Origin of the sequence: Sphingomonas sp. 10B4, assembly GCF_035019905.1 — a bacterium.
Lineage (GTDB): Bacteria > Pseudomonadota > Alphaproteobacteria > Sphingomonadales > Sphingomonadaceae > Sphingomonas > Sphingomonas glacialis.
In genome coordinates, this window is the sequence record NZ_JASJVC010000007.1 from 23481 (window position 1) to 35725 (window position 12245).

11 protein-coding genes are annotated in these 12245 nt (G+C 67.2%); 6 read left to right on the forward strand and 5 right to left on the reverse strand.

All coding sequences use genetic code 11. From position 1 onward, the window contains the following. The first annotated feature begins 72 nt into the window (after window positions 1-72). The 5 genes from QN347_RS03595 (at window position 73) to QN347_RS03615 (ending at window position 4965) form a co-directional block, all read left to right on the forward strand. Window positions 73-1413, forward strand: coding sequence for a pyruvate dehydrogenase complex dihydrolipoamide acetyltransferase (locus QN347_RS03595; protein ID WP_322163765.1), 1341 nt, complete (start codon window positions 73-75; stop codon window positions 1411-1413). After that, window positions 1413-1637, forward strand: a complete 225-nt coding sequence (locus QN347_RS03600) for a hypothetical protein (protein WP_133188314.1) — start codon at window positions 1413-1415, stop codon at window positions 1635-1637. The genes QN347_RS03595 and QN347_RS03600 overlap by 1 nt, the downstream gene beginning before the upstream one ends. A gap of 10 nt (window positions 1638-1647) precedes the next feature. Then, the gene (locus tag QN347_RS03605) at window positions 1648-2046 is read left to right on the forward strand and encodes an acyl-CoA thioesterase (protein ID WP_322163766.1); all 399 of its coding nucleotides are present in this window, start codon (window positions 1648-1650) and stop codon (window positions 2044-2046) included. Next, window positions 2039-3433 (forward strand): dihydrolipoyl dehydrogenase, encoded by a 1395-nt coding sequence (lpdA, locus tag QN347_RS03610; protein ID WP_133188310.1) that lies wholly within the window; start codon window positions 2039-2041, stop codon window positions 3431-3433. Before QN347_RS03605 ends, lpdA begins: the two co-directional genes overlap by 8 nt. Window positions 3434-3516: 83 nt before the next feature. Continuing rightward, window positions 3517-4965 (forward strand): hypothetical protein, encoded by a 1449-nt coding sequence (locus QN347_RS03615; RefSeq protein WP_322163767.1) that lies wholly within the window; start codon window positions 3517-3519, stop codon window positions 4963-4965. Between the two features lie 11 nt (window positions 4966-4976). Here the strand turns inward: QN347_RS03615 and QN347_RS03620 are convergent, their stop codons facing one another. Together QN347_RS03620 and QN347_RS03625 are read right to left on the reverse strand one after the other, a co-directional pair. Continuing rightward, a complete protein-coding gene (locus QN347_RS03620) occupies window positions 4977-5459 on the reverse strand; it encodes a polymer-forming cytoskeletal protein (RefSeq protein ID WP_322163768.1) in 483 nt (160 codons plus the stop codon). Between the two features lie 35 nt (window positions 5460-5494). Next, window positions 5495-6328 carry a hypothetical protein gene (locus QN347_RS03625; protein ID WP_322163769.1) on the reverse strand — a complete coding sequence of 278 codons (834 nt, stop codon included), beginning with the start codon at window positions 6326-6328 and terminating at the stop codon, window positions 5495-5497. A gap of 227 nt (window positions 6329-6555) precedes the next feature. Between QN347_RS03625 and QN347_RS03630 the strand changes: the two genes are divergently transcribed. Then, complete coding sequence (locus tag QN347_RS03630) at window positions 6556-6888, forward strand: phasin family protein (RefSeq protein ID WP_189674750.1); 333 nt, start codon at window positions 6556-6558, stop codon at window positions 6886-6888. Between the two features lie 21 nt (window positions 6889-6909). Here QN347_RS03630 and QN347_RS03635 read toward each other — a convergent pair whose 3' ends face one another. The 3 genes from QN347_RS03635 to QN347_RS03645 all read right to left on the reverse strand — a co-directional run bounded on the left by QN347_RS03635 (window position 6910) and on the right by QN347_RS03645 (window position 12241). Then, window positions 6910-7428 (reverse strand): GNAT family N-acetyltransferase, encoded by a 519-nt coding sequence (locus QN347_RS03635; RefSeq protein WP_322163770.1) that lies wholly within the window; start codon window positions 7426-7428, stop codon window positions 6910-6912. Between the two features lie 110 nt (window positions 7429-7538). After that, on the reverse strand, window positions 7539-9044 hold the full coding sequence (locus QN347_RS03640; protein WP_322163771.1) for an efflux transporter outer membrane subunit: 1506 nt from the start codon (window positions 9042-9044) through the stop codon (window positions 7539-7541). Continuing rightward, window positions 9041-12241: an efflux RND transporter permease subunit gene (locus QN347_RS03645; protein ID WP_322163772.1), complete on the reverse strand. Its 3201-nt coding sequence runs from the start codon at window positions 12239-12241 to the stop codon at window positions 9041-9043. Before QN347_RS03645 ends, QN347_RS03640 begins: the two co-directional genes overlap by 4 nt. Between the last annotated feature and the right edge of the window lie 4 nt (window positions 12242-12245).

Consider the following 12245-nt stretch of genomic DNA (forward strand, 5'->3'; position numbering starts at 1 on the left):
CATGGCCTTGACCATCCGCGCGCCGGGCGCGAGAGACGACCCCTACGGATTCGGTTAGATGAGGACGCGTTGATGCCGGTCGAAATCAAGATGCCCGCTCTTTCTCCAACGATGGAGGAAGGCACGCTGGCGAAGTGGCTGGTCAAGGAAGGCGATACCGTCAAGTCGGGCGACCTGATGGCCGAGATCGAAACCGACAAGGCGACGATGGAGTTCGAAGCCGTCGACGAAGGCACGATCGGAAAGATCCTCGTCGCCGAGGGGACCGACAACGTGAAGGTCGGCACCGTGATCGCGACGCTGCTCGCCGAGGGCGAGAGCGCTGGCGACACGACGCCTGCGCCCGCCGCGAAGGAATCCGAGCCAAAGCCGTCGCCGGTCGACCCCAACAAGACCGGCAGCGAAGCCAAGCCCGTCGAGCGCACGCCCGAACAGGCCGAGGATCACGGCAATCCGGCAGGCGGCGCTGCGCCCAAATCGGCTCCGGTTGCCCGCCAGGACGGCGATCGCGTCAAGGCGAGCCCACTCGCGCGCCGCATCGCTGCCGAGAAGAGCATCGATCTTGCGACGCTGCAGGGCTCGGGCCCGAACGGCCGGATCGTCCGCTCCGATCTCGAGGGGGCAAAGTCGGGCCATGCGCCGGCCGCTGCTGCCAGCGCACCCGCTGCGGAAACCGCAGCCCCGGCCCCCGTCGCCGCCGCCAAGCCCGCCGCGATCCCGGACATCCCGCACACCGCGGAAAAGCTCAGCAACGTGCGCAAGACGATCGCGCGCCGCCTGACCGAATCGAAGCAGACGGTTCCGCACATCTATCTCACGGTCGACATCCGTCTCGACGCGCTGCTCAAGCTGCGCGCCGAGATGAACAAGGGCCTCGAGGGCCGCGGCGTGAAGCTGTCGGTCAACGACCTGCTGATCAAGGCGCTCGCCGCCAGCTTGATCCAGGTGCCCAAGTGCAACGTGATGTTCACCCCCGACCAGCTGATCAGCTTCAGCCGCGCCGATATCTCGGTCGCGGTGTCGACCCCGTCGGGGCTTATCACGCCGATCATCAGCGGCGCCGACACCAAGGGCGTCGCGACGATCTCGGCCGAGATGAAGGACCTCGCCGCGCGCGCGCGCGACAACAAGCTCAAGCCCGAGGAATATCAGGGCGGCACCGCGTCGCTCAGCAACATGGGCATGTTCGGGATCAAGCAGTTCGAAGCGGTGATCAACCCGCCGCAGGGCATGATCATGGCGATCGGCGCGGGCGAGAAGCGCCCGTACATCATCGACGACGCGCTTGGTGTGGCGACGGTGATGTCGGCAACGGGCAGTTTCGACCATCGCGCGATCGACGGCGCTGACGGCGCGCAGCTGATGCAGGCGTTCAAGGCGCTGGTCGAATCGCCGCTGTCGATGCTGGCCTGATGATCGGCCGCCGGACCCTGATCGAGCTGCTGCACATCGCCGCCGGCGTGATCGGGGCGGCGGTGATCGCTTATGGCGCGGTCTGGGCGCTGCCGCACGCCGCGAGTCCGATCTGGGAAGTGGCGTTCGGCATGATGGCGGTGATCGTCTTCATGGGGGTTCGGCCGCTGCGCATGGCGTGGCGTGCCGACCGCAACCGTCACGATCCGGCGCTTCGCGACTGATCGCCGCGGCATGACCGATCGGCCCCCGACAACCGCACCGGCGATCCGCGCGACGGCGATGGCGTGCGACGCCAATCCGTACGGCAAGATCTTCGTCGGCTGGCTGATGGGCCAGATGGCGCTTGCCGCCGGTTCGGTCGCCTCGCGCCATTGCGGCGGACGCGCGCCCGTCGTCGCGGCGGACGGGTTCAGCTTCACCGCACCTGTCGATATCGGCGACGAGGTCTCGTTCCATGCCGAGATCGTCAAGACCGGGCGCAGCTCGATGACCGTCGCGGTGGATGTGTGGCGGCGCGACCGGCACAGTCCCGCCACGCAACGCGCCGCTCGCGGCACCTATATTCTTGTTTCGATGGGCGAGGACGACCGGCCGCGCCCGCTAGTGATAGAGGAATCCTCCCTTGGCTGACCAATTCGACCTCATCATCCTCGGTTCGGGCCCCGGCGGCTATGTCGCCGCGATCCGCGCGGCGCAGCTCGGTCTCAAGACCGCGATCGTCGAGCGCGAGCGCCTGGGCGGCATCTGCCTCAACTGGGGCTGCATCCCGACCAAGGCGCTGCTGCGGACCTCGGAAATCTATCACTACATGCAGAATGCCGAGAGCTACGGGCTCAAGGCGGACAACGTCTCCTTCGACCTCAACAAGGTCGTCGAGCGCAGCCGCAAGGTCGCGGGGCAGCTCAATGCCGGCGTCAAGGGGCTGATGAAGAAGAACAAGGTCACGGTGTACGAGGGCTTCGGCGCGATCACCGCGAAGGGCAAGCTGTCGGTCAAGCAGGGCGACAAGACGACCGAGCTCGAAGCCAAGCACATCATCATCGGCACCGGCGCGCGCGCGCGCGACCTGCCGTTCGCCAAGGCCGATGGCGAGCGGATCTGGACGTATCGCCATGCGATGGTTCCGCCCGAAATGCCGACCAAGCTGCTGGTCATCGGATCGGGTGCGATCGGCGTCGAATTCGCGAGCTTCTACAACGACATGGGCGCCGACGTGACGATCGTCGAAATGCTGCCGCGCATCCTCCCGGTCGAGGACGAGGAAGTCAGCGCGTTCATGGACAAGGCGCTGACCAAGCAGGGGATCAAACTGCTCGTCGGCACCGGTCTCGAGGCGCTGACGCCGAACGCCAAGGGCGTGACCGCCAAGATCAAGGGCAAGGACGGCACGGTCACGACCGAGGAGTTCAGCCATGCGATCGTCGCGATCGGAATCGTGCCCAATACCGAAAATATCGGGATCGAGGCGCTCGGCATCAAGACCGACCGCGGCCACATCGACGTCGACGGCTATGCGCGCACCAATGTCGAGGGCATCTATGCGATCGGCGACGTGACCGGCGCGCCGTGGCTCGCGCACAAGGCGAGCCATGAGGGCGTCGTCTGCGTCGAGGCGATCGCGGGGCTCAACCCGCACCCGTTCGAAAAGTGGAACATCCCGGGCTGCACCTATTCGCGCCCGCAGGTCGCAAGCGTCGGCCTGACCGAGGCGAAGGCCAAGGAAGCCGGTTACGAGCTCAAGGTCGGCAAGTTCCCGTTCATCGGCAACGGCAAGGCGATCGCGCTCGGCGAGGCCGAGGGCTTCGTCAAGACGGTGTTCGACGCCAAGACCGGCGAGCTGCTCGGCGCGCACATGGTCGGCGCCGAGGTGACCGAGCTGATCCAGGGCTATGTCGTCGCACGCCAGCTCGAAACGACCGAGGCCGAGCTGATGGAAACGGTGTTCGCGCATCCGACGCTCAGTGAGATGATGCACGAGAGCGTGCTCGGCGCGTACGGCCGCGCGATCCACATCTAAGCCAAGGAAATGCCCCGCAACGGGGGGGCGAGGGCAGCCAGTCGGCGCTTTACACTTATGCTGCGGCGCGTCATGCCCCCCTCATGACGCGCGCAACCGAGCAAAGGTCCACGCCGCCTCGCACCGACCGCGCGGCGGCCGCGAGGATCGGCGGGGCGACTTTGCTGCTGCTGCTTGGGTCGCTTGCGCTCTTCTGGCCAGGCATCGTGACCTACGACGGCATCGCGCAATTCGGGCAGGCGCTCGCCGGGCACTTCGAGGATTGGCATCCACCGATCATGGCGGGGCTGTGGCATGCGCTGCACGGGCTCGTTGGCGGCGGCGCGGCGCCGATGCTCGTGCTGCAGATGGTGCTCTATTGGGCGGGGTTTGGGGCGATTGCCGGAACGCTCGCGCGCGAAGAACGGCGGCATGCGGCGGTCGCCGTGCTGTGCATCGCGGGGCTGCCGCTGTTTCTCGGCTGGCAGGGCGTAGTGCTCAAGGACACGCAGATGCTCGGCGCGATGCTCGCTGCAGCAGGGATCTTTGGCTGGTGGCGGTTGCGGGGGGCGCGGCTGCCGGTCCTTGCTGGCGTGGCGGCGATCGTCTTGCTGGCCTATGCCACGTTGGTCCGCTCGAACGCGGTGTTCGCAACCGTGCCGCTCGTCGTGATGCTGTTCGGGCCGACGCGCTGGTGGGCGCGGGCGGTATTGACGCTGGCGGGCATCGTGGCTGTGCTTGGGCTCGCCCAGGCGATCAACCACGGCGTTCTTCGAGCGGCCGCGAGCGGAGTCGAGCGGACCGAGGCCTTTTATGACCTGTCGGCGATCGCGGCGCAGGATCCGGCGCAGGCCATCGGGCTGACCCGAGCCGAGGCGCGTACAGTGCTCGCGCGACACTGCGCCAAGCCGTTCTTCTGGGACCCGCTGGGAACCGCCGACCGCTGTGGCCCGACGCTCGAGCGCCTGCATGGTCTGACCGCCGGGCCGTTGTATCGGTTGCTCGCCGAAGCGATCGTGCGGCATCCGCTCGCTTATGCGACGCACCGGCTCGGCCACCTCAATTCGACCGAGCGCTGGATCGTCCCGGCAGGCTGGCCGAGCGCGGTGCCCCCGGGTGCGAGCGAAGCCAATCCGATCGGCTTGCACAGCCCCGGGCCCGCCGCGTCCCGCTGGCAAGTGCTCGCGCGGTGGAATGCCGAGCTCCCGCTTGGCTGGCCCGCCGCATGGCTGGCGCTGGCGGTGTGCGCGATCGTCGTCGCGCTGCGTCGCCCGCCGGCGCCGTTTCGCGATGTCGCGCTGGCGTTGCTGGGATCGGCGGTAGTGCTCGAGGCCAGCTTCACCGTCCTCAGCATTGCGTCGGACTTGCGCTATCACCTCTGGCCGATGGTCGCGACCGCGCTCGCGACGATCCTGTTATGGGCGCAGGCGCGCTGGTCGCGGCGCGCCGTGCTCGGGACAGGCGTCGCGCTGTCGCTGGTGATCGTCCCGGGAACCGTGGCGCGGCTGATACTCCCCGCAGCACCGACCTCCTACGCGGCATTGCTCCGCTAGGCGTCGCGGCCTCAGCCGGTCGTTGCGGTCGAGGTGAAGTGGACGACGTCGTCCATCGCGGTCGCCCGCACCGGAGGGGGCTCGAACGGGCTGACGGCGCCATCGGCGGTGATGTGCTTGAGATTTCCGTCCACCGACGCGCCGATCTCGATCGAGATCGTCTCATAATGCACATCGCCGATGATCCGGGCCGAGCGTTCGATCGTCAGCTGTCGCACCGCGACCGATCCCTCGATTGCGCCGCCGAGGCGGGCGCTCTCGGCGATCACCGCGCCGGCAATGCGGCTGTCCTGACCCTGGATCAGCGTCCCGCACTGGACGTCGCCGTCAACGCGGCCATCGATGTGGAGGTCGGCGCTCGCCGCGATATTGCCGGTGACGACGACATCGGCGCTGATCACCGAAAACGCGCCGCGCTTGCCGCTTCCCGATGGTATCGAATGGCCTGAAACGCCGCCGCCGCCATCGCGCGCCTTACCGTTGAAAATTGCCATCGTTCCCGCCCCCGACTGTCAAATTCGGCGGCGGCCTAGCACATCACGCGCGGCAGCGGCAGGGGGCGCGCTGCCACCGCCCACGCCATCGCAGGGTTGTCATTGGCGGCTCCGCGTTTGAGCACGGCCCGCGCCTGAAGCAGCGTCGCGCCGATCATCGCGATCGCCCCAAACGCCGCCGCGCCCACGCCGCCGGAGCAGGCGACCAGCATGCCGATCCCGACCAAGGCAGCGATGCGCCGGCGTGGTGCGCTGCGCTCAAGCAGCGCGGCGTGCAGCGCGAGTCCGCCAGCAAGCAGGAACGCGCTCGGATCGAGGCGAGGCAGGAGCATCGGGATCGCGAGCGCGCAGAGCAGCGCCCGCTCGCGCACTTCGGGAGGACGGAGCGGCTGGGTCGACGCCCATGCACCATAGGCCACCGCCGTGCCGAACGCGCTTGTCAGCGCCAGCCCGCCGAGCGGCAGCGTCCCGATCCACGGCAGCACCTGGAGGATCGTCCAAAGCGAAGGCGCGGCGGGGAGCGTGATCGGCGGCGGCAGCGCCAGGAACGGAGGAGCTGCGTGGGCGCGGGCCAGCAGCATCGCCAGCGCGAAGACCGGCGCAAGCGGCAGCAGCCGCCAGCGCACTCGCGCGCCGATGAGGACCGCCGCGACGAATGGCGCAAGGACCAGCGCGTTACGGTCGAACCCGACAGCCAGCCCATACCAGACGAGCATCGCGCCATAGTGACGCGCACCCGCCGCCGTGATCGCGACGAGGCACGCCGCCGGCCAGAACACCGCGCCATTGGCCACTACGCTGAGCGGCAGCAGCAACCACGCGGCCGCGCTCGGCGGCGGTATTCGCAGGGGAGGGGCGGGACGCAGCATGGTGTGTCTTTGCGCCGATCGGGTTGCCAGCGCGTTAAGGGTCTCCCGCCCGGCGATTTGCGCTCGGCGGATGGGGCGCTTAAGCTTCGCGTCTGCGCGCGGCACAGACCGCGGCAGAGGAGAGTCGGATGCCGCACCCCGTCAGCCACGTGCCAGCGCGACGTTCGCGCGACACTGTGCCGTGCCCGGCGCTCCGGTCGCACACCCTGTGGAAAGGACATCATCCCATGACCGACAAGATTCGCGACGCGTTCAACGAGACGATCGCCGAGCCCGCCAAGAAAGCCGGCGAGGCGATCAGAGACGCCGGCGGCAAGATGGCCGAGAGCGGGTCGGCAGTTGGGATCAAGATGCTCGATCAGGCCGAGGCCAATGCCCGCGAGGCGTTCGCCGCGATGCGCGCCGCCGCAGGTGCAAAGGATTTGTCCGAAGTGATGAAGATCCAGGGCGACTTCCTGCGCGACCAAGGCCAGCGCAGCATGGCGCAGGCGCGCGAAATGGGCGAAGTCATCCTGCAATTCGGCCGCGAAGCGGTCGGTGCGGTGCGCGGCGACAAATAGCCCGCCGCTGGCGCCCGTCGCTCAGCGTGCGGGCGCGGCGGTGCGCACGATGTCGTGGCTCAGGATCGCGACATCGTGCGTGTTGCCGGCGCGGTCGCGCACCTGGTCCCTGAGCAGCGCTTCGGCGCGAAAGCCGAGGCTTTCGAACAGCATGACCGATCCGATCTGATCGGGCGTCATGTGTGCGGTGATCTTCTCGAGCCGGCGTTCGAGCGCGATCGAGTATATCCCTTCGAGCAGATCGCGGCCCAGCCCGGCGCCGCGCTTGCCCGGCGCGACGAGCAGCCGGATCTCGCCGACATGCGCGCTCCAGCTGAGCGGATCGCGGACCAGCGCGGCGGTTCCGACGAATGTGCCGCCATCTTCGGCGATGAGACTGTCGATATAGCCTTCGTCGATCGCCGCGACCCAGGCGGCGATGACGCGCGGATGGCGCAGGTCGCGGCCGAGGAAAAGCAAGTCATGCTCGGGCAGCGTCTCGGCAAAGGCGAGCATCGCCGCCGCGTCCTTGGGCTCGAACCGCCGGATGTGATAGCCCATCTTGATCACTCCCCGGCGCGTCGATCCAAGAATCATTCTGGTCTAAGCCGCTGTGCTGCCATGCGCGCTTCGGCTTGTCACGCGCTCGTTCGGGCGCTGGGTGGCAATCGCTATGGCTGGGTCAATTTCGGCCCCGCCGCAGTCACTTCGAGTGTCGAATCGCCGCCGAGCGTGCGGTACAACGTCACCAGATTGCTGGCCTGGGTCAGCTGCGCGGTGACGAGGCTGCGCTGCGAGGAATAAAGCGATTGCTGTGCCGTCAGGCTTTGGAGGAAGGTGTCGATCCCGCCGCGGTAGCGCGCGTCGGACAGGCGGTAATTGTCGGTCGAGGCGGCGGTCAGCGCGCGTTGCGCATTGAGCTGCGCAGTGATCGTTCCGCGCCGGGCGAGCGCATCGGCGACTTCGCTGAACGCTGTCTGGATCGCCTTCTCATAGGTCGCCAGCGCATAATCGCGTTGCGCGCGCGATTGCACGACACCGGCGCGGCCGGCGCCGGCCCGGAAGATCGGATAGCTCGCACTCGGCGCGACCGAATAGTTGAACGCGCCGCCAGTGAACAGATTGCCGAGCGAGCTGCTCGCGAGCCCCGCGAGCGCGGTGAGCGAGATCGTCGGGAACAGGGCAGCGCGCGCGGCACCGATCTCGGCGTTGCTCGCGCGCAGTTCATACTCTGCCTGAACGACGTCGGGGCGGCGCAGCAGGATGCTCGAATTGAGCCCGGCAGGAAGCTCGGCAATCGTCGGCGCGGCTTCCTCGATCGATGCGGGGAGCAGGGCCGGATCGACCGGCGCGCCGACCAGCAGCTGGAGCGCGTTGACATCCTGCGCAACCGCCGTGGTTTGCGTGGCGAGATCCGACAAGGCGGTCTGCTGCACGATCTGCGCCTGGGCGAGGTCGGTCCGCGGGGCGATGCCGCCGTCGAGCCGTAATTTTGTCAGTGCCACGCTGCGGGCCGATAGCGCCGCGGTCTCGCGCGCGATCTTGAGCAAGCTGACGTCCGACGCATAGGTCAGCCACGCCGTGGCAATGTCTCCGACCAGCGTCAGGCGTGTCGCGCGCGCCGTCGCCTCGCTGCCGAAATAGCGATTCTGCGCGGCGGTGGTCAGCGAGCGGACCCGCCCGAACAGGTCGATCTCGAACGCGGTGATGCCGAGGCTGGCCGAAAAGGTGTTGGTCGCGCCGCCGCTCGTCGTGATCGTGCCGGTGGAGCCCGTGCCGGTGTTGCCGGTGCCGGTTCCAGTCCCGGTCCCGTTTGCAGTGTTCGACACACCGCGCGTCCCGTTGTCGCGGCGCGTATAGCCCGCCGAACCGCCGATTTCGGGCATCAATTCCGCGCGCTGGATGCGGTATTGCGCGCGCGCGATCGCGATGTTGGCCGCGGCGGCGCGAAGGTCGCGGTTGTTGACGAGCGCTTGCTCGATCACTTTCTGCAAACGCGGATCGCGGAAGATGTCGCGATAGCTGACGCTCGGCAGCGTCGCCTCACTCTGCGCGAGATAGGCGTCGCCGACCGGCCAGCTCGGCGGGACCGGCAGCGCAGGCTCGACATATTTGGGCGCCAGCGAACACGCCGACAGCGCGGCGAGCGAGACGAGCGAGACAGTCTTGCGGATCATGCGGTCGCCTCGCCCTGGCCGGAAGGACGCGTTGGGGGCGTCTCGTCGGCAGGCTTGTGTTCGTGGTGGAGCTTTTGCGAGATGCCGCGTGCGCCGCGACGGATCATCACGAAGAACAACGGGATGTAGAAGATCGCGAGGATCGTCGCGGTCAGCATCCCGCCGATCACCGCGGTGCCGATCGCGACGCGGCTGTTCGCGCCGGCGCCGGTCGAGATCGCCAGCGGCAGCACGCCGAAGATGAAGGCAAAGCTCGTCATCAGGATCGGGCGCAGTCGGATCCGCGCCGCCTCGAGCGCAGCATCGATCACGCGCTTGCCCGACTTCTCGGCTTGCTCGGCGAACTCGATCATCAGGATCGCGTTCTTCGCCGCCAGGCCCATCGTCGTCAGCAGCCCAATCTGGAGATAGACGTCGTTCTGCAGACCACGGAGCGTCACGGCGAACACCGCGCCGACCAGGCCAAGCGGAATGATGAGCAACACCGCGATCGGGATCGACCAGCTCTCATAGAGCGCGGCGAGACACAGGAACACGACGAGCAGCGAGATCCCGTACAGGAATGGCGCCTGGCCCGACGACAGCCGCTCCTGATACGACAGGCCGCTCCACGCAACGCTCGTGCCGGGATACTGCGCAGCGAGTTGGGTCATCTTCTCCATCGCGGTGCCCGAGCTCTGCCCCGGCGCGGCCTGACCCGAGAATTCGTACGACGAAATCCCCTGGAAGCGCGCGAGCGAGGGGGCCGCGGTGCTCCAGCTCGTCGTGGCGAAGGCCGAGAAGGGGGTCATCGCGCCGGTCGAGCCGCGGACATACCATTGTGCGAGATCGTCGGGCGACGAGCGGTACGGTGCGTCGCCCTGGACGTAGACGCGCTTGACGCGACCACGGTCGTTGAAATCGTTGACATAGCTGCCACCCCACGCCGTCGAGAGCGTCGAGTTGACGTTCGCTTGGGTGAGCCCGAGCGTGCTGAGCTTCTGCGCGTCGAGATTGACCTGTAGCGTCGGCTGGTCATCGAGGTCGGTCGGGCGCACCGCCGCGAGCGTCTTGTCGGCGCGTGCCGCCGCCAGCAATTTGTCGCGCGCCGCCTTGAATTCGTCACGGCTCAGGCCGCCCGAATTGAGCAGTTCCATCGTGAAGCCGGTCGACTGGCCGAGCCCGCGCACCGGCGAGGGAACGGTCGCGTAGAATTCGACGTCGCGCAGACCGCTCAGCGCCTTGGTCGCGCGCCCGGTGATCGCCTCGGCACCATTTTCGACGCCGCTGCGATCGGCCCAATCCTTGAACGCGATGAAGCCGCGCCCGGCATTCTGCCCGCCCGACCCGCCGCCGCCGCCGGCGACGGTCAGATAGCCGGCAACGTTCTTGGCCTCGGGGCCGGCAAAATACTTCTCGATCTCGAGCTGCGCCTTGCGCGTCGAATTGAGCGTCGCGCCTGGCGCGAGATTGTACTGGATCTGCGCGATGCCCTGGTCCTCGTTGGGGAGGAAGCCCGTCGGCAAGCGCAGGAACAAGATCGCGAGGATTGCGATGACGCCGGCATAGATCAGCACGAACAGCCATTTGCGATCGATCACCGTGCTGACGGCGGTGCCGTAGCGATCGATCGTCTTGTCGAAGCCGGTGTTGAACCAGTCCTTGGCCGGCTGCGTCTTGCGCGCGAGCCAGCCGTCCTGCTTCATGTCCTGCTTGCGCTTGAGCAGCGTTGCGGTCAGCGCCGGGGTCAGCACCAGTGCGACGACGACCGAGAGCACCATCGCCGAGACGATCGTCACCGAGAACTGGCGATAGATCACGCCGGTCGATCCGCCGAAGAACGCCATCGGCAGGAACACCGCCGACAGCACGAGCGCGATCGCGATCAGCGCGACGGTGATCTCGTTCATCGACTGGATCGTCGCATCGCGCGGCGACATGTCGGGATTCTCTTCCATCAAGCGCTCGACATTCTCGACCACGACGATCGCATCGTCGACGAGCAGACCGATCGCGAGCACGAGCCCGAACAGCGTCAGCGTGTTGATCGAGAAGCCGGCAAGCGAGAAGATGCCGAAGGTGCCGAGCAGCACCACCGGCACCGCGATCGTCGGGATCAGCGTCGCGCGCCAGTTCTGCAGGAACACGAACATGACGACGACGACGAGCAGGATCGCCTCGAACAGCGTCTTCTCGACTTCCTCGACCGACAGCTTGATGAACGAGGTCGAATCCTGCGGGAAGCTGTAGGCATAGCCGTTGGGGAAGGCCTTCGAGGATCGCTCGATTTCGGCCTTGACCAGTTCGGCCGTGCTCAGTGCGTCGGCGCCCGGCGCGAGGCTCACCGCGATGCCGGCGCCCGGATGGCCGTTGACGCGGCTGGTGACGTTGTAGCTTTCGGCGCCAAGCTCGATCCGCGCGACATCCGACAGATGCACCGAGGAGCCATCGGGCTGCGTCTTGACGACGATCGCGCGGAACTGCTCGGGGGTCGACAGACGCGTCTGCGAGGTCACGGTCGCATCGAGCACTTGCTCGGCGGTGTTGGGGACGCCGCCGATTTCGCCCGCGGCGACTTCGGCGTTCTGCGCGGTGATCGCGGTGGTGATATCGCTCGGGATCAGGCTGTAGCTGGCGAGCTTGTTGGGATCGAGCCAGATGCGCATCGCATATTGCGCGCCGAACACGTTGATGTCGCCGACACCCTTGATGCGGCCGATCGTGTCCTGCAGGTTCGAGACCAGATAGTCCGACACGTCCTGGTTGGTCGTCCGGTTGGTCGTGTCATAGATCGCGGCGATCAGCAGGAAGTCGGGGTTCGACTTGGTTACCGTCAGACCTTGCTGCTGGACCTGTTGCGGCAAGCGCGACAGGGCCTGCTGCACCTTGTTCTGCACCTGCACCTGCGCGATGTCGGGATCGGTCCCCTTGTCGAAGGTCGCCGTGATCGTCACTTGGCCGCGCGATGATGAACTCGTGGCGAAGTAGAGCAAGCCGTCGATCCCGGTGAGCTGCTGCTCGATGACCTGCGCGACCGAATTCTCGAGCGTCGCCGCCGACGCGCCGGGATAGGTCGCGCGGATGTTGACCTGTGGCGGCGCGATGTCCGGAAACTGCTCGACCGGCAGCGTGTAGATCGCACCGACGCCCGCGAGCATAATGATGATGGCAACGACCCAGGCGAAGATCGGCCGGTCGATGAAGATGCGAGAGATCACAGGG